The sequence below is a fragment of the Sphingobacterium sp. UBA7625 genome (assembly GCF_002484085.1).
Taxonomy (GTDB): Bacteria; Bacteroidota; Bacteroidia; order Sphingobacteriales; family Sphingobacteriaceae; genus Sphingobacterium; species Sphingobacterium athyrii.
In genome coordinates, this window is the sequence record NZ_DLJD01000003.1 from 273,881 (window position 1) to 300,876 (window position 26,996).

Consider the following 26,996-nt stretch of genomic DNA (forward strand, 5'->3'; position numbering starts at 1 on the left):
GCAGAAATAAATTTCTACCCTTTTTCATTTCTTACATTTGGCCTTATGGATTCTCATAATGTACTTTTTTCTGCATTTTGATGTGTTTTAATAAATAAGTATCCAAGAGATAAAGTTGAGTATCTTCATTAACTCTGGTTCGTTCATAATATTGAGTGTTTGTAAATTTAAGGTAGTTCAAAAAACCTTTTAAGGGCATTTTTTTTAAAGTAGCATATCTTTCCAATACATACTTAGCATATTTTTTTTTGATAACAACATTGTCTTCAGCAAATTCCAAAATAAAAAAATCATGCGTGTGATCTCCCTCATAATCTTCGGATAAGAAACCCGCTTGTTTAAGTTCAGGAATTATTTTCCTAAACCGCATTTCTCTGCTGAAGAGATTTCTGTCCAATTCATATTTGATAACGTCAACTTCTACTACTGGTACTTCCAGAAATTTAGCAAGACATAAACGATGCTGACCCCCAATTGTAAAATAATGATTTCCATACTGGACAACTGTTTTTGCTTCTTCCGCTAAATGTATATGATGAATTACTTTCACTTTAGTTGGGAAATTATCTATGACACGATCTAGCCTTCGAAGATCAGTAAAAAATTGCAGCCAATGATAACGCCAATCTTTAGGTTTGTACATGATGCAATTGTACCCATAAGAATAATCAATTCCGCAAATTTTCGCAGGATCTATTTTTTCTTTAAACGTCCCAGTTTGTCTAAAGAACTGTAAATGACGGATATGACTGAAATGGACTACTACTTCACCATACCAGTCCTGCTCATTAAAATTAGGGTTTAAGTTTTTCAACCATTTTATTCTTTCTAGATCTGAATATTTATATGCCATTAAAAGGATCTTTTATGAACTTAATACTTACACATTTAAAACCTTAAATTACAAAAACTGATTGCCTATCTTTTGCAACGCAAATTCCATTTTTTACAATATAACATTCGACATAATGGTTTCCCCAGAAGCTGGTTGGCTCCGTTCTCGTATCAAAACCCTTCTCGATCTGACCACGTATACAGTCATTTTTTAATGCATCATCTCCGCGGTTCAGTACTTTCCAATAAATATCATATGGTTCCGGTACGTTGCATCTAACGGAGAATACAACTGATCTTTTTTTCTCTACTCGACCGCCTCTTTCTGCAAGAGTAAACGTACGAAAGCCATTCTTCTTTGTTACTCTGCCAGTTAATTTAACTTTATAAGCAGGGTTAATCTCCAAAGCAATATTTTTGTCAGCAAGCGTTTGCTCTGTATCTGTGAATTCCACATAACTGTTGTCCGTCATTTGCTTTACATTTGAACTTTCAGTTTCAGCCTTTTTAAACCCTTCACCGAAAATTGCCTTCCATTTTGCCAAGCTGGAATTTAAATCTGGATCTTCGTATGCATCTATTATTTTATCAGCATAATACATCATCTTATTTCTGAAAATTGCCCAACCGTCCTGATCCCACCTGTCTCCAAAGTTTTCCCCTGTTTCCCCAGGATCATCAATGGTTGGCATATAATAATGAGATGAAACATAATTTTTCAGCTTCTTCATTACAGTATATAAAGTAGTAGGGACATCATCATAACATTTAGGATCTTCCATTAGTGCTACATCATCAACCTGCATCCCTAACAAAGTGTTGAGAATAATTGATTTCACAGAAAAAGTCTTTTTGTAATCCCTCAAATATTTTATGATTCTTACAACCTTGACAAAGTGGTGTTTCGTGATTCTTCCTCTTTCATCTAGCCATTCGGTAAATTTTTCAGGGTCAGTTACTTCAAACCTATCCTCATGTCGGTTCGTTACCCATTTTTTATCATTTCTTTCAACAAAAGGTACAACATCCATGTGAAAATCATTCGCATAGGTAATAGTAACACACCTCGATTTTCTGCTAACTTTATTTCTGTAAATTGCGCTATCTCGGAATAAAGAATATAAATTTTCTACGTATTCACATGGCTTCCAATCCTCAAATTCCTCCACAAATAATAAAACGTCTGCATCATATTCATCATAAGAATTTACTGGCTTAATAATAGTCTTATGGGCATATGAACCTTGCGGTATTACATCAATGAAATTATCCTGAAATAATGTGCTGTTTTCAAGAAAATTTGTGATTGCTTCTGTTCGTTCATCCAAATTTTTGATCCTGGTCGGGTTTAAATTTACCTCTTGCTCTAGAAAGTTTTTAAAGTATTTAATTAGTTTCATGAATATTGACAGTTAGGGTTGGTAAATAGTCCTTTCCGGTAAAATCGTAAATAAGTAAAGAAGGGTGAACATTTCTCATAATTCCCCTTCCGCATGCAACTGCTGCTAGAATAGGTATAGCTGGAAAGACATGGATTGAATCACAGCCTTTATGGTCTACTTCCAATTGACTCAGAAATTCATGATATCTCCTGACAAAATTTTGATACGTCTTTTTTGAATTAAAAATATTCCGATTTGGGATTACAGAAGAGGGTTTGATGACATAAATATTCGATTTATCTACCAAAGTTTGCGGCAACCTTGCATTGTCAACACTACCACTTATGCTTAAAATCAATATCACATCGTCTGAATCAACTTCTTGAATTTTACTTATTTCAAAATCAATATTTTCATCCTGATCAATCCAGCCCCATGTTTCTTCTTCACCTCTGTGTTTTTGATACAAAGACATCGGGATTTTGTCGCCCAGTTTATATCCCAAATAAACTAAAAGTGGAATTCTAGCTATAGCAAAAACTGAAAGATGCCTTATTGATCCTGAACGGATTCCTTCTTCAAACTTGCTAAGTTCTCGATCTATTGTTTTTTGTCCGAGACTCCAATATCCGTCCCAATCTTCTTCTGGCTCAGGAAGTTTGGTAAGGTCAATTTCAATGCTTTGTTTATCAAAGCTATCTATAAACACAGCAGCACGATTTTCTTCCTTGAAGACAACATCCAAAGCATGCCTTTGTGACAATTCAACAGCAGTTCCCCGTATATTTCCAAGCATTCTTAAAACTACAGTGTCTGAATCTTTGGGCAAATTTGTAAGATGGTGAATTCTACTTTCATGTTCCTTTTTTGTTGCAATTAGTCTTTCAACCGTATAATCATTTATCATTTTGGCATCATCGATTTTTTTATGGTGTTCAGGACATAGAAGAATCAAGTTAGTTTCAAAGTTCCGTTCTTCCTGCGGCATGGATGACAAGCCTCTTGGTGATCCTTTTTTATTCGTCCAACCAACGATATGAGCCATTTCTCCAAGGTTGATGCCAGTTTGAAGATCAATTAAATACCTGTTGCACATTGCACATCTGCCTCCAGACCTAACATATAGTTTAAATTTCTCATCTTGTTTGATAGGTGGCCGATCTTCAATTATAAAATTTTCAGTTTCAATTCTGAGTTTTTTCTTTGCCATAAAGGTTAATAGTTTTTCTTAAAAATACTAAAAATATTAGATATAATTTGAATTTCCTACTAAATATGAAAACACTTTTTTTAAGGACTTTTATGTCTTAATTATATGTTTCTATAATAAGTTGGATGCTTATTAAATATGCAATTGTGTGCTTTGTTGATTTTAATTTTAATGGCGTCTGTATTTCTATAATAATAAGATGGTTCCTTGATTAAAATTTATAAATCTTGTCCGGAACCATGTGCATCTGACCAACAAATATATATTGTGGTTGATCATGGCTTTAATGGTTTAATTTTACGAATGTTATAAACTTCTTTATTAAGGATTTAAATGGAAGCAGCAACGTAGAAGTGAAATTGAGAAAGGAGGGATGTTTCCTGAATTTTAATAGACCAAATGAACATTGTTGCTATAAGCATTCAGTTATCAGTCCTAATATGGGAGAAGTAACGTTTTTTTAATCTGTAAAGCGGTAAATCACAAAGACCACTGATTTGTGGTCTTTGTATATCTTAATGCGACTATTTTTCCAGCTGTAACTTAATAGGTTTAGATCTTAAATCTACAGGTATGTTTTTTCCATTTAAAAATAAGTCGGAATATCCAAGGCTACCGCCATTTTTTTGAACCTTAACCTTAATTGTTATATCATCATAACCTTTAACTTTTAATATGCTTTCAGCATACTCATTATTTTGTGCTTCTACATTTGCAAACACAATCAACATCTTCGCCTGCCCATCATTTACAATATTCATATTCTTTGGAAAATCCAGGTTTTCATGATTTTGAAGGACTTTATCACCAGTACTTGTGACGTAATATAGATCCAGATCAGCTATTGTCAACTTTGAATTAAGGACATTTACACCATTCTCATCTACTAAATTTAGCTGAACCTTGTCATATAGGTTTGTTTGCTTAGCTTCCTCTTTCTTACATCCAAAGAAAGAAAGAACACTTACGATTATTAACAATAACTTGTTCATATTGATCTTATTTATGAATATTATAAACCATTTGTCGTTTATATTGGTAATTACCATTACCTGAATTTGCATCGGCATAACCGAACCAGCCGTTATGCGACCCCCCCCATCCCCAATTCATGTGGAACCACAGATAACCCCCTCCGCCAACTGTTGAACCATCAGGCAAAGTTTCAGGACATGTTATGAGGTGGTGTGCTCCGTCTACTACCCATACATGTCCGCCGCTGTATGTAGGAAAAAGTGATCCGCTTTTGGTACTGTAACCTGATAATATAGCGGGCCTGTTACTTGTTATTTCACTCAAAACTGTCGCAGAATTAAAATCACCCGAAGTTGCAGAAGTGGAATACCCAATACTTTTAAAAGTAGAGGAAATATCACTTATATCTGCAGCCGCTCCAGTTCCATCACACTTATAATCTGAACCAACTGCATCCGCTGCCAGCCACATGAGTTTAGAGATTTCATTTGCTCCTGCAGAAACATCTGAATAATTTGGCACACTACTGGGCATAATGCTATAATTAAATGTAGTTGGATACTGATGATATCTCATGACCTGTGCCATTGCAGTGCCTACACAACCTGTAAAAGCTTTACCATTGCAATAATAAGGAGTGCAACTTTTCGCCGGCATATAATTATTATAGCCACCGATTTGGTCCCAATTTGTTGAAAGAAGTGGACCTTTTACAAAATCACTATCCTCACATTTTGGGGGTGGCGGTTTTGCGACATTTCCTCCAACTGCCTTTGTTTTTATAGTAGAGACCATGTTACCGGATAATAGCTGTGTATATTTGGCTTTCTTCAATAGAATATCCGCAACATTTGTTCCCTGGGTTCCTCTTGCTTTTATAGCATCAATTTCAAGCTTCGTGTCATTCAGCCATGCATCTGTAGCAAGTGGCACAGTATCTGAAGAAAAGGAAGTTTCGTCTGAATATGCGAGCACAGGGTTTGCTCTTCGGTCAGCTGCTAAAATAATAAAGCCGCCTTCGGTATAGTTAAATATACGCATGACAACCGTTCCATCACTACCTACTATTTCTTTCTCTAGAACTGTATTACGGCTTTTATTAATTCCCGCACTGGCTTTTGCTTTCCTATGTAATATGTACTGCTGTAAAGAGTCAGCAATTGATTTGCTCTCCTTTAAGGTAACATAATTCTCATCATTTGACTTATCCGTATTAATATCCTCCCTGTTACATGAAAAGAAGATAAGAATAGCTAAATACAAATAAATTTTTCTCATAATCTAGTTTTTATGGTTAGTATTATAAATATACAATAAAAATAATCATAAACTTTAATTAAAGAAATAGATAACTTGTTTTTAATCTATAAAAGTTAATGAAAACAATAAATCAAGTACGATTTCGCAATTTTTTTTACGAATTGATTTTAGGGCTTAGAAAATTAGAAAGTCCAACAATTTCATAACAAATTTTCAGGTTCCTCAATAAATGAAGCATGATCCAATTTTTATGATTTTTCCTAGGAGCATGTTGAAATTATGGTATAGCTTCTTTTTAACTGGGGTGTGTCTAATTCAGACCGCGCTTTTTGTTCCAAGTCCTCGCTGAGCTGTGGGCTATCCACTTCAATCGCTCACGCATTATTGTATGTTTCCCATCACGCACACCAAAGCACATTTATTTCCTGGCTTCTTTCCGTCCCATAAAAGAGCTTTTGGCTCCCCATGATCAGAAAATTGTAAGTCAGATACCAAAACAGTTCCCAACATCTGCCTTTCAAATCTCTGATGTCCGGACAACTAAATATCCGGATTTTTTTATGCATAGAAATTCAATGAATATCATTTTCAAAGAAAAGGATAAAAAGGCAGCCAAGTTAGTTCATCCATCCGACCCACATCCCACCAAGAGAAAAAAGTGAATGAACGGTTTCCTCCCAAAGGGACCCCCCATTAAATCATTTTTTCTCTTGGTCTACGCAGTTGTATGATCTGTTTGTCTGCTTTCTTTTTTTCCTTTTTTTCTTTTGAAAATAATATCGGGGCCGAGCCTCGGAAGGACTGGAAGAACATAACAAGCAATGTAAAACAATAAAACAAAACGTTATGAACATCACAGCAAAAATCACAAGAACAGCAGAAGTTAGAACAACTTCAAACGGCAAAGAGGTCGTCAATTTTGGCGTAGCGATCAGGCACACCTTCCGAAACAAAGAAGGCGAAAAAATCAGTCAGCCCACATTTTTTGACTGCGCATATTGGAGAACCCCAAACATCGCCCCATACCTCACAAAAGGCACTATTGTAGAACTTTCGGGACGGGTCAGCCCTAGAGCGTGGGTAGACAAAGAAGGCAACCTAAAGGCAGGACTGAATTTTCAGGTATCAGAAATAGTTTTTCACGGTGGCGACACAAAACAGGGCGGAGAATCTGTAAAAAAAGAAACCGTAAAATCTGGCAACTCTTCGCCCGTATTTGCGGGAGATAATGACGATGATCTACCATTTTAAAACAACCCAAATCTAAAATTCATTATGAAAAAATCAGCCCAAAATACAGGGGTACAGATACCGGATAATATAGCACACATTGCCCTATTGGTCACAAAAGACTGGAAAAACGTCTATTTCGGGGCTGTGCCTTATTTGGATGCAATGCGCTCACTCAGTAGCGTAAACGACAACTATTACGAAGATTCGGCAAGCTCCATAATTAATTATTTCCTTGCAAATGCGACAACTTGGCGCGGAGAGGTTGCAAGGGCGGTAAAAGCCAAATTAAAACAGCTTGTGGAAAGTGCAAACTAATCTTTAAACCTTCAAAAATTTAACATCATGTCAACAATTCAAATAGATATAACACAGGCTAGTATTTACGTTGGAACATACGCTAAATATAACGATGGGTCAATTTTCGGAAAATGGCTAAAACTGTCCGATTATGCAGATAGGGGCGAGTTTTACGAAGCCTGCGCCGAGTTGCACAGTGACGAGGAAGACCCAGAGTTTATGTTTCAAGATTACGAACATATACCCAAAGGCTTAATAGGCGAATCATGGTTATGTGAAAACACTTTTGAAGTATTGGAAGCCCTCGGAAATCTTGACGATAACGATCTTGAAGCATTTTTAATCTGGTGTGACAACGATCACAAGGACTTTTCCAAAAGTGACATTGACGAGCTTATCAGTGATTTTAAAGATGATTATGTAGCCCATTACGACAGTGAGGAGGATTTTGCACGGGAACTGGTAGAAGGTCGTTCAGACCTCAGCGATTTTGCGAAAGAGTATTTTGATTATGAAGCCTACGCAAGGGATCTTTTCTGCGGAAGCTATTGGAGCCAGGACGGACACGTATTCTATAACTAAACTTTAACCACAGGCGACTGTGAAAGCAGTCGCCTATAAATCTAAAAAAATGGTACTGGAAACATTCAAAATAACATTGAAACATGATACAGGTTTTTTCAAGGTCAAAGTAACCTCACTCAGCGGAGAGCAGGGAGCAATTCAGCAGATAATGACCTGCGAAAGCTGTCAAATAGGGGCAATAATCAGGGTTAAAAAAATCGGTCAGAAATCAATCATTTAAAATTTACCGCAATGAATATTGGCGTAATAACATACAAAAAGTACGACGAAAATGTGCTACTGAATGCACATTTCAATGTAGATGAATTATTCAGGATCATCCTGCACGACAAAGATTTTGTACGCTTTGAAATCTTCGACAGGGAGAAGAAATTACTGGCATCTACCTATTACCCGAATGTTGACGGAAAAGGGCTGTATATCCATCCTGTCAAGGTGTTCAGGGACGAGGAACTTAAATGGATAGATTATTACGCATTTAGGTCGCCTTCTACAATCAGGCATTATAAAGTGACTTGGAAAGTAGACGGTGCGGTTTTCCGAACAAGGAAAAAAGCTACTGAATACGCAAATCTTGTCAATAAAAGGGTTGCATACAGAATTGAACCTTTCATTGACCGAAGCACTTACCGCAGGTCGCAGAACTGAATTTTACACATCAAAATTTATCAAAATGAAACCATTGGACGAAATGAACAATATAGAAAGGGCTTATGTACTAGCCCGATTATTTCCCAAAGATTTAAAAGACCTTATCAGCTTTGTTCAAAAGGAGATAACCCATTTTCGGGAAAAGCAGGAGGATATTAAAATGGCTTGGCCACCCCACTGCTTGATAACAGCGAATTATTGGTACAGCCTGATCGCAGAAATTGAAAGGCTATTGGAAAGGCTCAATGTTCAGCTTCACAGAAACCCTAAAATATTTTCCGAACATCTTTTTTGGGGACACAATTCAATTTTTATGATACACTGCCTAGTGCGCTTTGTCGGGTGTGAAAATCCCCACCATAGCCTGAAACTGGCAATAGAACTACTGTTCGGAGAACAAGAAATAGTATCCATAGAATTTACAGAAAATACGGAAGATTAAAGTTTAACCACAGGTGACTGTGAAAAGTCACCTGTAAATACAAACAAAATGACACAGGCAGAATTAAAGGAAAATTTCAGCGAAATGATCGCAGGAAATCCGCCCCTTAAAAAGATTGAAGAACTGTTCTTTAAGGCAGTAAATAGTGGTGCTTTGAATTATGAAGATGAAGAACAGAATAGTTACAGGATAGCAATGATTATTTACCATGCTATTCTTTATACAATGGCTAAAGACTGGATGCCATTGGTAAAGGAAAATATAGAGGAAGCAGAAAATCTTAAAAAATTCTTGTAATCATGGCAAATTGGTGTAACAACACGCTTGTCTTCGTGGGAACTCCCGAAGCAATCCAGCAGATAACAGCTCTTTTTAACACAATCGTTCAAATGGAACAGCAGATAGATTTTGAAAAACTGCCCGATTTTCTTGGCGGTACGGAAGATCATTTTTTCTGCGATATCAGCTATAACCATGACGGCATGTTGGAGTATGATACGAGATGGACACCCAACATACAAGCCGTGGTGCGGATAGCAAAGCATTATAAAGTTGATTTTGTACTGGGCTATCAGGAAATAGGCAATTGTCTATATGGGATGGCAACCTATGCTAATGGTGTTCTCAAAACGATCTGTTTAGATCCAATGGATTTTGGCAGATTCTAATCTGGGAGAACTATAATTTATTTGAAATGAAAATAACGGATTTAAACGGTCTTGAGATCACAGTGACCGACTTAGATAAAGCGATTCAGCAGGCGGAACTCTTTAAGGACATGCACCATGTTCCGCCTGTACCATACGATAAAGTAAGACAAAAATACTGGACTGACGTTTACAACAAACTTTTGGAACTAAAATCAAAAATATCATGAGCAATCTAGCAGATAAAACAGAATATCGGGCACTTTCGATCATAGCCCGAATGGTGAAGGATTTTGAACGTTTGCATTGCCTGAACATGACGGCAACGGACGATTGGGATGCCACAGGAGCAAGGAATCTTTTGGAAGGCATCGTGCAGAACAACGGCTACAAGATAAATTATGACCGTGACGGAAAGGGAAATAGACCGCTTCTCAAAGATGATAATATTTCAAATGCTAAACACAATTATACACGGTAAATAACATGGACAAGGATAATCAATTTATGGACTTTCTTTTCAATGAATTTTTGATGATGGAAAGAAAGTTCGGAAAAAGCCGATCATATAAATATTTGACAATTATTTCAAAATATATAGAAGTCGGTTTTAGCTACAATGACCCTGAAAAAGCACAGCAATATGCCTGCATGACTTATTCAAGTATTTTATATGCGATCTATAACTGGAAAACACATTTACTTGACCTCAAAGGAAAAGACGAGGAAGGTGTACGGTTCGCAAGGTATAAAAAGCGATTAAAAAAAATGGGTTATTCCGAGGACGAAATCGCAAATCTTCTCATAGATAGATTTAAACTCAATAACCCGACTGAAATCATTTCCCCATACGGGCAATTATAAATAAATCAATATTCACAAACAACAGTATTATGGAAGCGAATTTTTTTAAACAGATAGCAAAAATGGACTTGCAGAGCAAAGTAACGCTTACGATTGCCAAAGCAACAGAAGATAAAATAGTTGTCTCTATTTTGGTGCAGAATGACGGATGTGGAGATAAAGCAAAAAATATAATCCCCCCACTTAATCTTAAAGGAACGGCAGAAGAATTGGACGCTGAATTTTTCTCACATATCAAAAAACCGATTGAATCCGCTTCGGGGCTTATGTCCAATATGGAAGCTTTTATGAAGCAGATGGAGGAAGCAAAAAAACATTCCGCTATGGAAAAAGAAAAAGCAGACAAGGCGAAAAAGGAAAAGGATGTGAAGATTAAAAAGTACAACGATGCAATGGCGAAAGCCGAAGCACTTGAAAAAGAGGGGAAATTCAAAGAAGCATGGACTGCGTTACCAAAGGCTTCCGAATATCCCGACCATGCCGAAACAATAGGTCAGAAGCAAAATTTGTATCAGTCCCACTTTGCAGGTGATCTTTTTGCCTCACCACAGAACCAAACAGACGAGCCATTGACAGAAGTGAATGTTTAACAATAAAATTGAAAGAATATGTTATTGAGCGTTGAATTAGCGAGAGTGTTTGTACTCGTGGACAAGGGATTGAAAATAATCCTTGACGACCCCGAACCACGTTGGAGCGTGGATGCAGTGATGAATTTTTATGCCAATACCTATCCCATTTTGACGACTTCAAAGGTTTCTGCGCCAGTAATTAAGGATGATTCTGTCGTATACACTTTTGAAAGTGTGATGGGGACGAAGGGTTAATTATTAAAGAATTAAAACAATGAACAATGCGAAAACAGATCATATCGGGAACAATAAAAATTCCCGACAAAGAAAAAGAAACCAACCTGCACCGCAGGATTGCGGAGTTCGCCCGATGGATGGAAAAACCAAAAGACGCACAGGAAATTTTCAGGGACAGAAGGAAGTCCGTACCGATAGCCATGTTGCCAATGGTTTACTAAACTGCACATTTCTGCCCAAGTTCAGGCAAACAGAAATGAATCAGGTAAATGAAACCTCTGCAAAACTTGAAAGTGACTTTTTCCGGTCACTTTCAGGACTGGCAGAACACTACAAAATCGAACCGTTTGCTAAGTCCGATAATTATAAATTTCCCTACAATATCAATCTTGCAATCTCCGACATAAAGGGGAAACTAAAAAAGAACGTGCTGAACTTTCACAGTTTGCGGTTCAAAAAAGAAAATGATAAATTTTATGTGGTTTCCGAAGAACGCTGTGATACAGGAGCGACACTCTTTTACATTCCTGTTATCCCGCTTTTCAGAATGATTAACGACAAAAAACGGAAAAAAACAGCCCATCTTTTATTATCCGTGTTTTCCTATCTCTATCACATTGCTGATATACCCTATTACAGACAGGAGGGAAGCTATTTATATTATGAGTATGAAATGCTGAAAGACTGGATAATGGATGATCCCTACGAAGACGAAGAAGACAACCGTGTAAGCGAAATCGAGATTGCGGAATGGGTGGGAGATAAAATTGAACAGAAAATTTACAACCGTGAGAACCTCACTTTTTTCGATCAGCGGATTGCCCGTTTCGATCCCAAAGATGATTTTGACACCAATTGTTTGATCTTGGCACGTAAAACACTGTCAATTTACCGTGAATATCCCGATGCCAGTATTTTTCGCAATGCCAGTAGTATGTTCGATGAGGATGAAGAATATTTGGAAGATCAGATCATTCCAATGGAAAAATATATTTCTTTCTATGCCGATAATAGGGGTTGGCTCGCAGAAACTGTATTTGAATCCGTCAATAACCAGCTTCAGGAATACAGTGAAACGCAGGAACCTGCCCTGATCAAATGTTTTGACGGACAGAAAAACGAAAGTAAAGACCTTGCATTTGAGGAAAGACTCTTTGACCTATTGCATGACCTTACTGATTTAATTTACGATTATAGACAATTGAGCGATGAAAAACAATAACAGAGATATTACGCAGGATTTTGACAATAAACTTTATTATCCCAAATGTGCATTGGTGCTTTATGAATCACAGGGACTTGACCCTGATGTATATGTAGAACATTTTGATATGGACGATAACGGAAACCCTATAAACGCCCATCCGCTGACAGTGATGGAAGCCGATATTCTGGCGAAAACGCTAATGCTCGAACATGAAAAAGAAAGCGCATTTTTAAAACCTAAATCTGTCCTTCCGAGCAATGTTTTGAGCCTTGACCCGAACACCGAAAAAGGAACAGTGATCTGGCATACGAAAGCACAGCAAAGAGAACTGTTTTTTGTCGAAAATCTAGGGATTCCAAACGGCAAAGCCTATGTTCCGCCTATGTTGTGGAAGGCTAGCAAATCCAGTCTCACGGTATTTGCGCTTAAAAACAATAGAAGACCAACTTTAAAGTCACAGCTTTACCATTGCCCTTTTTTCAATATATACGCTGACGGAAAAGTATGTTTGGGAACAATAAAAATCGACATTAAAAATACTACTTCGGTAGAGGATTTTATGAAAGCATGGGAACACTATTTTTTCCACAGCTATTTTAGCCATGCCCTTGTTACAGGTGGACAGTGCAAAGAAAATTCTGTGACACTATGGAAAAGGCTGATCGAACAGGGAACAGTTTTTCCAACAGAGGTACTTCTGCCCCATAAATTAACCCTTAAAAATATATTGCTATGAATCAGGAGAAAACAAAAATGCATTTTACAGATAACTACCTGTTAGCCCCGACAAACCCGATCACTGTCAATTTGGTGGGAGCAGGCGGAACAGGCTCAAAGGTACTGACTGGATTGATGGAAATCAATGAAAGCCTATTGGCTCTAGGACATACAGGTCTGCAGGTCAGGCTATGGGATGATGATATTGTCACATCCGCAAATTTGGGGAGACAGCGATTTTTTGACTGTGAGGTCGGATTGCCAAAGTCCGTGGCTCTTATTAACCGTATTAACCGTTGTACGGGTTCTAACTGGAAAGCCGAGACAGTCAAATTTGAAAAGGATAAGTTTGGAAAACTACCCAAACAATCAAATGCGACAATTACGATTACCTGTGTCGATACGGTACAGGCAAGATTTGGAGTTGCCGAAATACTCACATCGGTTAACGGGCAGCGTAACCGTGTTCGGGATTCGCCCAAATATTGGTTGGACTATGGCAATAGTAAACATACAGGGCAGGTTATCCTTTCCACAGTGGGTAACATCGTACAACCGGAATCTGAAAAATATATTCCTGTGAACAATCTGCCATTTGTGACCCAAGAATATGGCGAACTGCTGATGCAGTCAGAAAGGGACGACAATACGCCAAGCTGTTCCCTTGCAGAAGCACTTGAACAGCAAGACCTCTTTATTAACGCTTCCTTAGCGCAATTGGGGTGCAAGTTACTGTGGAGTTTATTCAGGTTCGGAATGACCAAGTACAGAGGATTATTCCATAATCTTGAAGATTTCAGGACTAGCCCGATATTGATAGACTGATCTTATCGGGCAAAAAGACATTTCCTGCTAAGGAAATGTCTTTTTGCGTAAAGCGAAATAGCCGCTTTAGGATATGCCCATCAATTTTCGCCCTACTCCGGGCAATTAGCATATCTTCTTTTCTTGTCGTATGGGCGACCAAAGAAAAGATTCTGTGTTATTTTTCAATTTTTTTTTAAAATATTCTTTTATCAGTTTGTAAAAAGTTTAATTAAATTGTTATTAGAACACTTAAAAAAGTGAATATAAATTTTCATATTTTTGCAGAATGAAGTATCTGTCTTACATATCGGCTATAATGATTTTGCTGTTATCTATAGCACCTTGCCTTGTAGAAGATAGTTGTATGGATGAACCTTTTGAAACTTCAAATAGTCAACAAAATGACGATAATTGCAATAAAAATTGTTGTTCACCATTTTTTAATTGTAAAACTTGTGCAGGTTTTGTTGTAAACTCATTTCATTTTTCAATATCGGGTTTCGTGAAGCAACCTGAAAAAAAGATAATGGTAACAACTATTGCTGCTATTTCCGACTTCCGATATTCAGTTTGGCATCCCCCGAAATATGCTTAATGTGTAGTGCTTTCAGCACAAATTAATTAATAACGATGTCTTTGCATCGTTAAGTTTATACAATCACATTAAATATCATTTTATAATGAAGAAAATGCTCATATTGTCGTTTTTTATGACAATAAACCTTTGTGTATATGCACAAAACACATTAAAAGCCGTTGTTAAAAATAACGAAACAAAAGAAGTTCTTGTTGGGGTAACAGCTTCTATAAAAGGCACTTCAAATGGTGCAATATCTGATGAAAAAGGACAGATTACATTGTCAAATATCCCCGATGGATTACAGGAAATACACTTTAGTTACTTAGGCTTCGAAGAGTTTACTGAAATAATAAAATTCCCATTAAAAGAGAACGGCATAATAGAAATTCTTCTTAAAGAAAACTCAGAGGAATTAGAGAGTGTGGTAATTACATCAACAAGAAGTACGAGAAGCATTCAAAATATCCCAACTCGGATTGAATTTATCGGCGGCGAAGAACTGGAAGAAAAAGGCAATATGAAACCCGGAGATATCAGAATGTTGCTTGCTGAAAGTACTGGAATCCAGACGCAGCAGACCTCAGCAACCAGTGGAAACTCTGCCATACGTATCCAAGGACTCGATGGTAAATACACGCAGGTTATCCGTGATGGTTTTCCATTATATTCCGGGTTTTCAGGTGGTCTGGGTCTATTACAGGTAGCACCTTTGGATCTTCAGCAGGTTGAGGTGATAAAAGGATCATCTTCCACACTGTATGGTGGCGGAGCAATTGCAGGCTTGGTAAACCTCGTTTCAAAAAAACCAACCGAGCAAAGACAGCTTAATTTTCTGCTCAATGGAACCTCTGCCCTGGGACTTGACGCCAGTGGCTTTTATGCCCAAAAGTTTAATGGTATAGGAACAACAATATATGCGGCATATAATCATGGGACTGCCTATGATCCTGCTGATATTGGACTTACGGCTATTCCTAAATTTGACCGTTTTACGTTGAATCCCAAAGTATTTTTCTATTTCAATGAGAATACCACATTAATGGCTGGAATCAATGCAACTTCCGAAAAACGAATTGGTGGAGATATGGAATATATCAAAGGCAATGGGAGTACAGATCATTCCTACTTTGAGGAAAATAAAACCGGACGTTACAGTACTCAGTTAGAATTGGATCGTAGAATAAATGACAGGGCTAAATTTGTGATAAAAAACAGTGTCAGTTACTATGACCGTACCATTAGCTTGCCTGCTTATCAATTTTCTGGTGATCAATTGTCTACGTATACGGAAGCAAACTATTCCCTTAATGGCGAAAAGACTGACTGGGTGCTTGGTGCAAATTTTTTGACCGATAAATTTACGGAGAAGCAAGTAGCTGGAACTCCTGTAAGAGATTATAATTACACAACTGTTGGCGGATTTGTTCAGAATACATGGAATACCTCAGATAAAATTACCATCGAATCAGGTATTAGAGGTGATTATCATAACCGCTTCGGGTTCTTTTTTCTTCCTAGAATATCTACTTTATGGAAGATCAATGAACATTTTTCAACACGATTGGGTGGTGGTCTTGGCTATAAAGCACCAACTGTATTTACCGAAGACGCTGAACGTATCCAGTTTAGAGGAGTTTTGCCTTTGAATTTGGATGATACAAAAGCCGAGCGCTCTTATGGTGCGAATTATGATATCAATTACAAAACAGCATTGTTTGATGGTCAGGTACGTTTCAGTATCAATCATATGTTTTTCTATACCCGTATCAACAATCCGGTTCTGCTAACCTCTACAACAGGTAACATGTATCAGTATGTCCAGCCTTCCGGAAATTTTGATACCAAAGGGATGGAAACAAATGTCAAGCTTACATACGGGGATTTTAAACTATTTGTGGGATATACCTATGCCGATGTTAATCAGCATACGGATGGTACTTCAAAAATTTATCCGCTTGTTTCCAAACACAGGCTCAATAATGTGCTGATGTATGAAATCGAAGAAAAGTGGAAAGTGGGTGCTGAGGCTTATTATTTCAGTCCACAACAGTTAAATGATGGAAGTACCGGTAAAGGTTATTGGACAGCGGGATTGATGGCAGAAAGAATTTGGGAACGTTTTTCAATCTTTGCGAATTTTGAGAACTATACAAATACCCGTCAGACCAAATTCGGACCGATTTATTCAGGACCTATTACAAACCCTGTTTTCCAGGATATATATGCGCCTGTTGATGGGTTTGTAATTAATGTTGGCATAAAGCTTAAATTCTAAGCGATGAAGAAGTCGACTTTCGAAATTAAGCGAATGGACTGCTCTGCCGAGGAACAGATGATCCGTATGAAACTTAGTGAGATTACAGGCATATCCAGATTGGATTTTAATCTGGCAGCCAGGAAATTGGAAGTATACCATCTGGATAACATGGAACAGATCAAGGCGGCTATCAGTGAACTGAATCTCAAGGACCGTTATATCGGTTCCGTCGATTCACATGATCATAATCCAGTTCAAAAAGATGAGCGCAAAGAGCGAAAATTATTGTGGCTTGTTCTACTGATCAATGCCTTTTTCTTTGGTCTGGAAATCATTACAGGTTTTATTTCAAATTCAATGGGACTGTTAGCCGATAGCTTAGATATGCTGGCCGATGCACTTGTTTATGGACTTAGCCTATGGGCAGTGGGTGGATCAATTATGCGAAAAAAGAATATTGCAAAGGTAAGCGGATATTTACAGCTTATTTTGGCTGTTTTAGGATTTTTCGAAGTCATACGCAGATTTATGGGATATGGAGAAACACCTGTGTTTTCAACAATGATTACGATATCCCTTTTAGCTTTAATGGGTAATGCTGCTTCATTGATCATTCTCCGTCGTACAAACAGTGATGATGCTCATATTAAAGCCAGCCAGCTTTTTACCTCAAACGATGTTATTATAAATATAGGTGTTATCCTTGCAGGAATTTTGGTATATGTTACTTCTTCCCGAATACCAGACCTGATAGTTGGAACGGTAGTCTTCGCAATTGTAATACGTGGCGCATTTTCTATTATGAAACTAGCAAAATAATATCTTATAAAAAGCCGAATACTAATCTATTCGGCTTTTTTACTTTTATCCATTAGGAAAAAATATCTCTTAAAAAGTTCAAAAAGATCGGAATGTAAAGAAGGTAGGTATCCACTGTATCTTTTTCTGAGCAATAGATTCTGTATTATAATCCGAACAATTCTTAAAACATTTCAATCAATATTTAAGCACTTGCTTAAATAATAAAGTTAGCTATCTTTGCAAGATGGAAAATACTTCGTGTATAAGACAACAGGCGGATATTAAACAGATCAATCGCTGTAAAAATCGAGTTTTAGAACTCCAAGACCCCTTTGATTATTTATCAAGTGGACTTGAATTAGCTGGAAATAATGTACGGCTGAAAATCTTGTTTCTTTTACATGAAGAAAAACGACTTTGTGTATGTGATTTAAGCGATATACTAGATATGACAATTTCAGCAGTTTCCCAGCACTTACGAAAGCTTAAAGACCGAAAGCTAATTATAACGGAAAGAGAGGCACAAACCATTTTTTACTCATTGACAAAAGAGTACGAAAAATTGCTGGATCCATTTTTTAAAATACTAATTGATAATAAAGTTTTAGAAACAATATGAAAACGGATAAAAAACTTATCGGTACTGGACTTCTAACAGCTATTGCAGCTTCTCTGTGTTGTATAACACCTGTTTTGGCGCTTATAGCTGGAACAAGTGGTCTTGCTTCAACTTTTTCCTGGCTGGAACCTTTCCGTCCATATTTTATCGGTTTAACAATTTTAGTGCTTGGATTTGCATGGTATCAAAAATTGAAACCACAAAAGAAAATTGACTGTAATTGTGAAATAACTGAAAAACCAAATTTTATGCAGACAAAATCATTTTTAGGAATTATTACTATCGTGGCAGCTTTACTTTTATCATTTCCAATTTATGCCCACATCTTTTTTCCAAAGACTGAAAGTAAAGCAATTTTTTCCGAAACTTCCAAACTTCAGAAAGTTGAGTTTACAATTAAAGGAATGACTTGCTCAGGCTGTGAAAATCACGTTAAAACAGAGATCAGCAAACTAAAAGGAATCGTCGAAGTTGTAGTATCTTATGAAAAGGGCAACGCTATTGTTAAGTTCGACAGTAAACAAACAAGTATCATAGAAATTGAAAATGCTATCAATTCAACAGGATATAAAGCATTAAATAGTAAAACTGTATCGTAATGGAAATAAAGTTACAAACAATAATAACTTGTCCAGACTGTGGTTACAAGAAAGAGGAAACAATGCCAACAAACGCCTGCCAATATTTTTACGAATGTGAAAAGTGCAAGAGAGTTTTAAAACCTCTCAAGGGTGATTGTTGCGTATATTGTAGTTTCGGCTCTGTAAAGTGTCCGCCAATTCAAGAAAATAAAAAATGCTGTTAAACTCTGGGTATTTATTTAAACCTAGATACAATTACAAATTCTTGGATAAAAACAAGGAGTAAATTATAATGACAAACGCAGCCTCTTTTACGTTAAACTTCAAAGAAACAATTTAAATTATCCCTTTTTTTATATTTAAGGTTTGCGGTAACATATAAAAAAATATCATCATTATCTTTTTATATCAAAAATAATATCGTAATATTGCAATATAATAATTATGACATGGGAGCTACAAAAACAGAGCATTTTACTGAAAGCCAGAACCAGATTGCGGTTATTGCTAAAGCTTTGGGACATCCGGCGAGAATTGCTATTATCGAGTATTTATTGAAAGTCAATACTTGTATCACTGGAGATATTGTGAATGAACTACCATTAGCACAGCCTACTGTATCACAGCATTTAAAAGAATTAAAAAATGCGGGTTTGATACAGGGAAGCATCGAAGGTAACTCAGTTTGTTACTGCATTGATGAAAATACTTTTGATATATTGAAAGAGTATTTTTCAAAAATAATCTTTACAGTAACCAATCAAAAATGTTGTTAAGCATATGGAAATTGCTTTCCTAATATCGTCGATATTGTTGATCAGTTATTCGCTGCTGGCAGTATTTGATGGTGTATTTTTACACTTATATAAATATCGCCTCTATCAACATGAAGAAAGCCGTTTTGAACATCTTACACATACAATCAGAGCCGTATTATTTACGGGTATCTTAATCTCACTATTCATCAATATTGAAAACAACAATTTGTTTTTATTTGGCTGCATTTTGATTGGAGCTGATATTATCACCTTGTTGGTCGATGCCTATGTTGAAAAAGATAGTAGAGCATTTATGGGAGGGCTGCCAAGATGGGAATATATTGTTCACCTTTTGGTAAATGGTTTCCACTTCGCTGCTATCGCTGTTTTTTTAGTGATTAAAATAGATGTAAATGCTGATGGCATCAGTTTAACGGAAAATTTTCAGCAGATAGAAAACTATCAAACTTTTAAGATCATCGCATTGAACCTTTTACCGGGTGCGATAATCATCAGCCTCGTACATATTATGGTCTATGTTCCAAAATTCAAATGTTATTTTGAAAAGATACAGATCAAATGCTGTTAAAAAAATTTGCTAACAAATATCGCAATATTGCATTATAACTATAAAATATTAAAACAATGAAATTATCAGAAATCAAAGAAATTCTTCCAACATTAGAGAATGTTGAATTTCAATTAGAAAACGGAACATTTGTACCTGAACATTTCCATGTTACAGAAGTGGGTCAGATCAATAAAAGATTTATTGATTGCGGTGGTGTAATCCGTGATGAAAAGGCTGTAAACTTTCAGCTTTGGAATGCAGATGATTATGAACATCGTTTAAAACCAGGTAAGTTGTTAAACATTATCAGACTTTCTGAGGAGAAATTAGGAATCGAAGATTCGGAGATCGAAGTTGAATATCAAAGTGATACCATCGGTAAATATGATCTGGAGTTTAACGGAAAAACATTTGTGTTGAAAAGCAAAACAACAGCATGCCTTGCCCAGGACGCTTGTGGTATTCCATCAGAAAAGCAAAAGAAAAACCTTTCTGAGTTAACGGTAAATCAGAGCAATACATGTACACCCGGAGGTGGTTGTTGCTAACTATCCGAAGAATGTAATATATAACTTCTAAACAGTATTAAAATCCGATGGAAGAAATTTTTGATGTTATTGTTATTGGAGGGGGACAGAGTGCCTTAGCTTGTGGATATTATCTGAGACGGGCAAAACTGAAGTATATTATACTTGACAAGCAGGATATTCCAGGTGGTGCATGGCTCCATACCTGGGATAGTCTGACTCTTTTTTCTCCCAGAGAATACAGTTCATTACCGGGTTGGCTAATGCCTAAATCTGAACATCAGTTTCCGCTAAGACAAGAAGTAATTGATTACTTGGGCAAGTATGAAGACCATTATCAACTGAATGTTCAAAGGAGTACTGAAGTTACTGAAATTAAAAAAAATGAAGGTTTATTTTACGTTCATACTCTTCAAGGGATTTTTAAAGCCAAAACAGTTATTTCAGCAACCGGAACTTGGGAGAATCCATTTATTCCAACGATTGATGGAATAGAAGATTATAAAGGTTTACAGATACATTCGGGAAAATATAAGAACCCTGAAAAATTTATCGGACTGAAAACATTAGTAGTAGGCGAAGGTAATTCAGGCGCACAGATTGTTGCAGAGCTTTCAAAAGTTACCACTGTAAAATGGTCAACCAAAAAGGAGCCTGAATTTTTACCTGATGATGTAGATGGTTATTATTTATTCACTGTTGCCTCTGCCCGATACAAGGCGGAAAAAGAAGGAAAACCGTTTGATTCATCGCAATACAATTTAGGTAATATCGTAATGGTTCCAACCGTTAAGGAGGCTAAACAAAGAGGCGTATTTGTATCAAGTGGTACATTCCATCAGCTATACGATAAAGGGGTAATCTGGTATAATGGTGAAAAAGAGGAATTTGATGCTATTATTTGGTGCACAGGTTTCGGTTACAATACCTCTTATCTTAAATCACTTATAGAAACGGATGAAAAGGGCATTGCAAAAACTACAGAAAGCAAGTCCTTAGAAGTGACCGGACTATGGCTTGTAGGATATGGCAACTGGACTGGTTACGCCTCTGCAACATTAATAGGGGTAAACAGAATAGCAAAACAGACCATTGCTGAAATCGAAGAATTTTTAAACCAACAAAACTAAAATGAAAATTGCATTATTCAGTGATATTCACGCAAATTTACCGGCACTGGAAGCTTTCTTTAAAGATGTCGAATTCCGTGATCCGGATAGTATTTACTGTTTAGGAGATCTTGTAGGTTACAATATTTGGCCCAACGAGGTGGTCAATGAGATCCGGAAGAGGAAAATACCAACCATTGCCGGAAATTATGATTTTGGCATTGGGCGTATGAGCAACGAATGTGGTTGTGCCTATAAAACTGACGGTGAAAAAGACAATGGTAACATTTCCATTTCTTTTACAAACTCCATTATGATGGACGATGAACGCTCCTATCTGCGAACACTTCCTGCACACATCAAAGTTGAGTTCCAGCTTAATGAAGACAAATTAAATCTTCTATTAGTACATGGCAGCCCAAGAAAAATCAATGAATATCTGTTTGAAGACCGGGAGGAAAAAAGCATGCTCAGGATCATGGAGCAAGCGGATGCGGATATTATGTGTTTTGGACATACCCATAAGCCATATCATCGCATTTTAAATTCAGGTACTGAGGATCTTCCGCATTATCGCCATGCAGTTAATATCGGTTCTGTTGGAAAACCAAAAGATAATGATGTGCGGGGAGGCTATGTTATGTTAACGATCAATGACAATAGTTCTGTGCTTAATAAAGACAGTATCAAAGTTGAATTTATTCGATTTGATTATGATATTGAAAAAGCGGCACAAGCAGTTGAAAACAGCCCACTACCTAATGAATATGCAGAAAATTTAAGAAGAGGCTATTAATTTTAGAATTTAGAAATGAACCAAACACTTGTAAAAAATATCGAAGCACTCTCAGCTGGTACGATATCAGAAGAACGAAAAATAGTTTTGCAACCTTTAGTTGATTATGTGCAGAGGAAAATAGAAACTGACCAGACGATCCGTTTAAATTTCATCTGTACCCATAACAGTAGAAGAAGTCATTTATCGCAGATCTGGGCGCAGACTATGGCTTATCATTTTGACGTTAAGAACGTATATTGCTATTCAGGTGGCACTGAGGCAACAGCGATGTTTCCTAAAGTAGCAGAAACGTTAAGTAACCAAGGTTTTCAGATCCAAAAACTTAGCGAGAACGAAAACCCTGTCTATGCAGTAAAGTACGCACAAAATGAAGCTGCTGTAATCTGTTTCTCCAAAGAATATAACAATGACTTTAATCCAAAAAATGAATTCGGAGCAATTATGACCTGCAATAATGCGGATGAAGGCTGTCCGATTGTGTTTGGAGCAGAGGATAGATTTCCAATAAAATACGATGATCCCAAAGCTTCTGACAATACCCCGGAACAAACTCAGGTCTACGCAGAAAGAAGTTTACAGATAGCATCAGAAATGCTTTATGTCTTTTCACAATTAAAGAAATAATATGGATATAATTTCATTTGGTAAAGAACAGTTTAGGGAAATTGCTGAAATCTATAGACAGGGCCTTGAAACTGGAAATGCGACTTTTGAAACCTCAGTTCCCAATTGGGAAGATTGGGACAAAAGTAAATTAGAGCATAGCCGTTTTGCTGCTGTCATTGACAATATCATAGTGGGATGGGCAGCGTTATCTGCGGTTAGTGATCGCTGTGTATATGGCGGAGTGGCTGAAGTGAGCATTTACATTTCCAATGACCACAAAGGAAAAGGAATAGGAAAAGCCCTGATGACAAAATTGATAACGGAAAGTGAGATCCATGGAATTTGGACAATACAAAGTGGAATGTTTCCAGAAAATGAAGCTACAATAGCTCTTCATAAGAGTACGGGATTTAGAATAATAGGTCACCGTGAAAAAATCGGAAAGCTTGGAGATACCTGGCGTGACACAGTAATCATGGAAAGAAGAAGTAAAACAATAGGATTAAATTAAAATAGTATGCAACCAAAATTAAAATTTCTTGATAGATACCTGACCTTATGGATATTTCTTGCTATGGCCATCGGCGTGGGCTTAGGTTTCTTATTCCCTGGTATTTCAAAGGTAACAGATTCCTTATCCATGGGTACAACCAATATCCCATTAGCAATTGGATTGATCTTAATGATGTACCCTCCACTAGCTAAAGTGGACTATTCCCTTTTACCGACTGCCTTTAAGGATAAAAAGGTAATTAGTATTTCACTATTGCTAAATTGGGTTATAGGACCAATTTTAATGTTTGTTCTAGCCATTTTATTTTTGAGAAATGAGCCAGACTATATGATAGGATTAATCCTTATCGGATTAGCAAGATGTATCGCTATGGTCATCGTATGGAATGATTTAGCAAAAGGAAATAGAGAATATGCTGCTCTTCTGGTAGCTTTAAACAGTATCTTTCAGGTATTTACCTACAGTTTTTTTGTCTGGTTATTTATCAATGTTCTGCCTGGTAAATTAGGTCTTGCTAATTTCAATGTCAGCGTATCCATGAAAGATGTTACAGAAAGTGTACTTATTTATCTTGGTATTCCTTTTCTAGCCGGATTCTTAAGCAGATACATTCTAGTAAAGTCAAAAGGGATCGAATGGTATAATAGAAAATTTGTTCCAAGAATTTCCCCGATTACATTGTATGCTTTGTTATTCACGATTGTTTTAATGTTCAGCTTGAAAGGTGAAAAAATCGTAGAGCTTCCAATGGACGTAATCAAAGTTGCCATACCATTGATAATCTATTTTATCCTAATGTTCTTCGTTAGTTTCTTTGTAAACAAATCCTTAAAAGTACCTTACGACAAAAATGCATCTATTGCCTTTACAGCGACAGGGAATAATTTTGAGCTGGCCATTGCAGTTGCGATTGCTGTATTTGGTATTAATTCTCCACAAGCTTTTGTTGGTGTCATTGGACCTTTAGTGGAAGTTCCTGTACTCATACTACTGGTCAGAGCAAGTCTGTGGCTGAAGAAAAAATACTATTCTTAAGATAATGCAATAAAATTCAGGGGTAGTAGTATAATCTAAAACCTTTTAAATAAATTATAGGGAGGTCGATTTGGAACTGATAAGTTTTAAATCGACCTCCCTCTTTTTAATTTTATGGAATAATCTACAAATTGCGGATCATAATATGAATTATTTTTCCATAAAATAAAAGTCAACTCTAATAGTTTTCTTTGAATGGCCACAACAGCTTTCATTTTAATTCCATGCTTTGAAACTAATCTTAAAAAAATCTCTCTGAACCTTCCGTCGGTTCTGATTGCAGCTAGAGCAGGAAAATGCATTACCTTCCTTAAATAGCGATTACCCCGCTTGGAGATTCGGGGTTTCGATTTCACTGAAGTTCCAGACGTCTTTTCTTTTACATCCAATCCTGCATAGCTGACTAACTGTCGTTTATTTTTTATCAACTCAAAGCCATTTGTTTCGGCTATAATTGTCACAGCTGTTAGGCTTCCTATTCCCGGAATAGAAGATACTATTGTCATCTTATCCGCTAAAACGTGATCTCCTTTGATAAGTACAGCTATTTCTTCACGTATTTCTTTTTCCTGCAGATCTATTATGGATATTCTCTTTTTTGTTCTCTTCACTGAACTGGCATTTGAAGTTTCAGAAGTATGGTCAGCATGCAGTTGATTTTTTAACATTGTACGCTCCTGTATCAACTGTTCACGCTCTCGACAAAGTTGCTTCAAATCATTGTATATTTTTAAAGGAGGTTCCCAAACTTCCAATTGTCTTTCCAAACCAAATCTCGCAATGGCTTGTGATGCACTCTTGTCCGTTATCGTTTTTATGTCTAGTGTTCTCGAATAATTGCTGATCTTATTCGGTAAAACGATACTGACTTGTTTTTTAACATTGTATAGATAGTATGCCAGGGATTCATGGTAAACACCTGTCGCTTCCATTACATACCGTATCTCTGTTGAGGTCGATGTCTGCTTATTGACCCACGATACAAGAGCTGAATAACCTTTTTTGGTATTTGCAAATACTTTATAAGCATAAACTTCTATACTGAGATGCTCATCCATTCGGCCAAGTGATACCACCAATTCGTTTTGTGCCACATCAATGCCTACCGTTTGTTTTAATAATACCTTCATCTTATTTGTTTTAGATAAGTGAAAACCTTTCGTCATCTTTTCTCCTGAGTGGATATACTGGCTATACGACTCTTGATAATGAGTGCATTCCTTACATTCTGTTCAGATTCTAAAAGGTAAAGAAGAGGAGGTAGTTTCTTTTCCCGAATATACCGTATGGCTATTTAAAGCAAAATCTACTCTCACTCTTCTTCACTTAGATTATAATTATACAAACATAGGAGAAGCAAAAGAACGTCGCCTGATTAAAATATGTAGCTTTTAATTTCTTCCATTATTCTATTTCGAGTTCAAAGTAAGTATCCTCCCAGTGGAATTTAGCCTTTAAAAATTCCCAGGCTTTATCGAGTACTATATCCTCGTCCTGACCTAGGTTCTTTGCTTTATTTATAACAAAAAATCCCGTGTAATTTTCTGTCTTATACACAAAGTCTTTATGTTTTGATGTAAATTTTTGGGGCTCTCGTCCATTCATATACAGGAACTCGATCAATGATTCGCTTTTTAGGTGATAGACCCAGGTTCTTTCATCTTCAATATAATACCCGCCCACTAGCGAATCCGATTTCTGGGACACAAGCTCACCGTCATTTTCGTAATCCTGTATGCTTTTTTCGCACAAAAGAAATTCTGGTTGATGAAACTCGATATTTTTCATTTTTCTAAAAAAGTTATAAAAATTATTAATGTGGTGATATGGCTTACTTTATTAATAAAGTTTTTGAAATTTATGGAATTTGGATCAGTTGATATTAAAATCATTTCCGGATCTGATGGATTTTAAGTGATCTCTTATATTGATTGTTTTGTCTTCCCATATAAAAAAACTTTCTAGATAGTCCCAGGCTAGATCTAATACCACATCTTCACTCTGTTTAGTAATGTTGCAGTTGTTCTTAACAAAAAAAACTATATAGCGATATTGAAAATAAGTGAATTCTTTATGTTTCTCATTGAAATTATAGGTTCCCAGTTCGTTCATAAAAACAAATTCTACGAGTGACTGGCTTTTTAGGTGATATACCCAGATCCTTTCATCGTTGAGAATGTGATCCCCCAGAAGTGTGGAATCCTTTATACCTATTTCGCAAAGAAGAAACTCAGGCTGTTTAAATTCAAAACTATTCATGACAGATATCGTTAATTACTCTCTACTAATCTACGATATTTCTTTGTTGTTTTTTTTGAT

At 36.6% G+C, this 26,996-nt stretch carries 36 protein-coding genes; 28 read left to right on the forward strand and 8 right to left on the reverse strand.

Going from position 1 to position 26,996, the window contains the following annotated elements:
• Positions 1–43: 43 nt before the first annotated feature.
• The 5 genes from B4G94_RS01145 to B4G94_RS01165 all read right to left on the reverse strand — a co-directional run bounded on the left by B4G94_RS01145 (position 44) and on the right by B4G94_RS01165 (position 5,679).
• Entirely contained in the window at positions 44–853 is an 810-nt protein-coding gene (locus tag B4G94_RS01145) for a hypothetical protein (protein ID WP_124533590.1), read from the reverse strand.
• A gap of 43 nt (positions 854–896) precedes the next feature.
• Positions 897–2,234, reverse strand: coding sequence for an SMODS domain-containing nucleotidyltransferase (locus tag B4G94_RS01150; RefSeq protein ID WP_124533588.1), 1,338 nt, complete (start codon positions 2,232–2,234; stop codon positions 897–899).
• Complete coding sequence (locus B4G94_RS01155) at positions 2,221–3,426, reverse strand: SAVED domain-containing protein (RefSeq protein WP_124533586.1); 1,206 nt, start codon at positions 3,424–3,426, stop codon at positions 2,221–2,223. The genes B4G94_RS01150 and B4G94_RS01155 overlap by 14 nt, the downstream gene beginning before the upstream one ends.
• Positions 3,427–3,950: 524 nt before the next feature.
• Complete coding sequence (locus B4G94_RS01160) at positions 3,951–4,418, reverse strand: hypothetical protein (protein ID WP_124533584.1); 468 nt, start codon at positions 4,416–4,418, stop codon at positions 3,951–3,953.
• A 7-nt stretch (positions 4,419–4,425) separates the two neighbouring features.
• Complete coding sequence (locus tag B4G94_RS01165; RefSeq protein WP_286856622.1) at positions 4,426–5,679, reverse strand: C10 family peptidase; 1,254 nt, start codon at positions 5,677–5,679, stop codon at positions 4,426–4,428.
• Between the two features lie 828 nt (positions 5,680–6,507).
• On the opposite strand from B4G94_RS01165, the gene B4G94_RS01170 reads away from it, so the two are divergent.
• The 28 genes from B4G94_RS01170 (at position 6,508) to arsB (ending at position 24,677) form a co-directional block, all read left to right on the forward strand.
• Positions 6,508–6,912, forward strand: a complete 405-nt coding sequence (locus B4G94_RS01170; RefSeq protein WP_124533580.1) for a single-stranded DNA-binding protein — start codon at positions 6,508–6,510, stop codon at positions 6,910–6,912.
• 24 nt (positions 6,913–6,936) lie between these two features.
• Complete coding sequence (locus B4G94_RS01175; RefSeq protein WP_124533578.1) at positions 6,937–7,209, forward strand: hypothetical protein; 273 nt, start codon at positions 6,937–6,939, stop codon at positions 7,207–7,209.
• A 27-nt stretch (positions 7,210–7,236) separates the two neighbouring features.
• Complete coding sequence (locus B4G94_RS01180; protein WP_286856624.1) at positions 7,237–7,773, forward strand: antirestriction protein ArdA; 537 nt, start codon at positions 7,237–7,239, stop codon at positions 7,771–7,773.
• A gap of 234 nt (positions 7,774–8,007) precedes the next feature.
• Positions 8,008–8,424 carry a hypothetical protein gene (locus tag B4G94_RS01185; RefSeq protein WP_048506367.1) on the forward strand — a complete coding sequence of 139 codons (417 nt, stop codon included), beginning with the start codon at positions 8,008–8,010 and terminating at the stop codon, positions 8,422–8,424.
• Between the two features lie 25 nt (positions 8,425–8,449).
• A complete protein-coding gene (locus B4G94_RS01190) occupies positions 8,450–8,869 on the forward strand; it encodes a hypothetical protein (protein WP_124533574.1) in 420 nt (139 codons plus the stop codon).
• 48 nt (positions 8,870–8,917) lie between these two features.
• Positions 8,918–9,166, forward strand: a complete 249-nt coding sequence (locus tag B4G94_RS01195; protein WP_124533572.1) for a hypothetical protein — start codon at positions 8,918–8,920, stop codon at positions 9,164–9,166.
• A gap of 2 nt (positions 9,167–9,168) precedes the next feature.
• On the forward strand, positions 9,169–9,537 hold the full coding sequence (locus B4G94_RS01200) for a hypothetical protein (RefSeq protein ID WP_124533570.1): 369 nt from the start codon (positions 9,169–9,171) through the stop codon (positions 9,535–9,537).
• Positions 9,538–9,563: 26 nt separating this feature from the next.
• Positions 9,564–9,746 carry a hypothetical protein gene (locus tag B4G94_RS01205; protein ID WP_048506363.1) on the forward strand — a complete coding sequence of 61 codons (183 nt, stop codon included), beginning with the start codon at positions 9,564–9,566 and terminating at the stop codon, positions 9,744–9,746.
• The gene (locus B4G94_RS01210; protein WP_286856625.1) at positions 9,743–9,997 is read left to right on the forward strand and encodes a hypothetical protein; all 255 of its coding nucleotides are present in this window, start codon (positions 9,743–9,745) and stop codon (positions 9,995–9,997) included. The genes B4G94_RS01205 and B4G94_RS01210 overlap by 4 nt, the downstream gene beginning before the upstream one ends.
• A gap of 5 nt (positions 9,998–10,002) precedes the next feature.
• Positions 10,003–10,380 carry a hypothetical protein gene (locus B4G94_RS01215; RefSeq protein WP_286856626.1) on the forward strand — a complete coding sequence of 126 codons (378 nt, stop codon included), beginning with the start codon at positions 10,003–10,005 and terminating at the stop codon, positions 10,378–10,380.
• Between the two features lie 29 nt (positions 10,381–10,409).
• A complete protein-coding gene (locus tag B4G94_RS01220) occupies positions 10,410–10,970 on the forward strand; it encodes a PRTRC system protein E (RefSeq protein WP_286856627.1) in 561 nt (186 codons plus the stop codon).
• Between the two features lie 18 nt (positions 10,971–10,988).
• Positions 10,989–11,207, forward strand: coding sequence for a PRTRC system protein C (locus B4G94_RS01225; protein ID WP_124533562.1), 219 nt, complete (start codon positions 10,989–10,991; stop codon positions 11,205–11,207).
• Between the two features lie 19 nt (positions 11,208–11,226).
• The gene (locus B4G94_RS01230; RefSeq protein ID WP_286856628.1) at positions 11,227–12,411 is read left to right on the forward strand and encodes a hypothetical protein; all 1,185 of its coding nucleotides are present in this window, start codon (positions 11,227–11,229) and stop codon (positions 12,409–12,411) included.
• Positions 12,398–13,132, forward strand: a complete 735-nt coding sequence (locus B4G94_RS01235) for a PRTRC system protein B (protein ID WP_286856629.1) — start codon at positions 12,398–12,400, stop codon at positions 13,130–13,132. Before B4G94_RS01230 ends, B4G94_RS01235 begins: the two co-directional genes overlap by 14 nt.
• Positions 13,129–13,938, forward strand: coding sequence for a PRTRC system ThiF family protein (locus B4G94_RS01240; RefSeq protein ID WP_286856631.1), 810 nt, complete (start codon positions 13,129–13,131; stop codon positions 13,936–13,938). The genes B4G94_RS01235 and B4G94_RS01240 overlap by 4 nt, the downstream gene beginning before the upstream one ends.
• Positions 13,939–14,630: 692 nt before the next feature.
• Positions 14,631–16,775, forward strand: coding sequence for a TonB-dependent receptor (locus tag B4G94_RS01245; RefSeq protein ID WP_286856632.1), 2,145 nt, complete (start codon positions 14,631–14,633; stop codon positions 16,773–16,775).
• A 3-nt stretch (positions 16,776–16,778) separates the two neighbouring features.
• Positions 16,779–17,576 carry a cation transporter gene (locus B4G94_RS01250; RefSeq protein WP_124533552.1) on the forward strand — a complete coding sequence of 266 codons (798 nt, stop codon included), beginning with the start codon at positions 16,779–16,781 and terminating at the stop codon, positions 17,574–17,576.
• A gap of 226 nt (positions 17,577–17,802) precedes the next feature.
• Positions 17,803–18,177: an ArsR/SmtB family transcription factor gene (locus B4G94_RS01255; protein ID WP_124533550.1), complete on the forward strand. Its 375-nt coding sequence runs from the start codon at positions 17,803–17,805 to the stop codon at positions 18,175–18,177.
• Positions 18,174–18,776: a mercuric transport protein MerTP gene (merTP, locus tag B4G94_RS01260; protein WP_124533548.1), complete on the forward strand. Its 603-nt coding sequence runs from the start codon at positions 18,174–18,176 to the stop codon at positions 18,774–18,776. The genes B4G94_RS01255 and merTP overlap by 4 nt, the downstream gene beginning before the upstream one ends.
• Positions 18,776–18,982: a GDCCVxC domain-containing (seleno)protein gene (locus B4G94_RS01265; RefSeq protein ID WP_073060390.1), complete on the forward strand. Its 207-nt coding sequence runs from the start codon at positions 18,776–18,778 to the stop codon at positions 18,980–18,982. Before merTP ends, B4G94_RS01265 begins: the two co-directional genes overlap by 1 nt.
• Positions 18,983–19,207: 225 nt before the next feature.
• Positions 19,208–19,534 (forward strand): ArsR/SmtB family transcription factor, encoded by a 327-nt coding sequence (locus B4G94_RS01270; RefSeq protein ID WP_124533546.1) that lies wholly within the window; start codon positions 19,208–19,210, stop codon positions 19,532–19,534.
• Between the two features lie 4 nt (positions 19,535–19,538).
• Positions 19,539–20,105 (forward strand): hypothetical protein, encoded by a 567-nt coding sequence (locus tag B4G94_RS01275; protein WP_124533544.1) that lies wholly within the window; start codon positions 19,539–19,541, stop codon positions 20,103–20,105.
• Between the two features lie 56 nt (positions 20,106–20,161).
• A complete protein-coding gene (locus tag B4G94_RS01280; RefSeq protein WP_286856638.1) occupies positions 20,162–20,635 on the forward strand; it encodes a DUF6428 family protein in 474 nt (157 codons plus the stop codon).
• Positions 20,636–20,682: 47 nt separating this feature from the next.
• Complete coding sequence (locus tag B4G94_RS01285) at positions 20,683–21,744, forward strand: ArsO family NAD(P)H-dependent flavin-containing monooxygenase (RefSeq protein ID WP_124533540.1); 1,062 nt, start codon at positions 20,683–20,685, stop codon at positions 21,742–21,744.
• Between the two features lies 1 nt (position 21,745).
• Positions 21,746–22,519 (forward strand): metallophosphoesterase family protein, encoded by a 774-nt coding sequence (locus B4G94_RS01290; RefSeq protein WP_048506347.1) that lies wholly within the window; start codon positions 21,746–21,748, stop codon positions 22,517–22,519.
• Between the two features lie 15 nt (positions 22,520–22,534).
• Positions 22,535–23,146: a low molecular weight phosphatase family protein gene (locus tag B4G94_RS01295; RefSeq protein WP_048506346.1), complete on the forward strand. Its 612-nt coding sequence runs from the start codon at positions 22,535–22,537 to the stop codon at positions 23,144–23,146.
• Between the two features lies 1 nt (position 23,147).
• Positions 23,148–23,639, forward strand: a complete 492-nt coding sequence (locus B4G94_RS01300) for a GNAT family N-acetyltransferase (RefSeq protein ID WP_286856642.1) — start codon at positions 23,148–23,150, stop codon at positions 23,637–23,639.
• A gap of 6 nt (positions 23,640–23,645) precedes the next feature.
• Positions 23,646–24,677, forward strand: a complete 1,032-nt coding sequence (gene arsB / locus B4G94_RS01305; protein ID WP_048506344.1) for an ACR3 family arsenite efflux transporter — start codon at positions 23,646–23,648, stop codon at positions 24,675–24,677.
• Between the two features lie 86 nt (positions 24,678–24,763).
• On the opposite strand, the gene B4G94_RS01310 is transcribed toward arsB, so the two are convergent.
• From B4G94_RS01310 to B4G94_RS01320, 3 genes are all read right to left on the reverse strand, one after another.
• Complete coding sequence (locus tag B4G94_RS01310; protein WP_048506343.1) at positions 24,764–25,807, reverse strand: IS110 family transposase; 1,044 nt, start codon at positions 25,805–25,807, stop codon at positions 24,764–24,766.
• A gap of 274 nt (positions 25,808–26,081) precedes the next feature.
• Complete coding sequence (locus B4G94_RS01315; protein WP_286856645.1) at positions 26,082–26,465, reverse strand: hypothetical protein; 384 nt, start codon at positions 26,463–26,465, stop codon at positions 26,082–26,084.
• 84 nt (positions 26,466–26,549) lie between these two features.
• Positions 26,550–26,936 (reverse strand): hypothetical protein, encoded by a 387-nt coding sequence (locus B4G94_RS01320; protein ID WP_286856646.1) that lies wholly within the window; start codon positions 26,934–26,936, stop codon positions 26,550–26,552.
• Between the last annotated feature and the right edge of the window lie 60 nt (positions 26,937–26,996).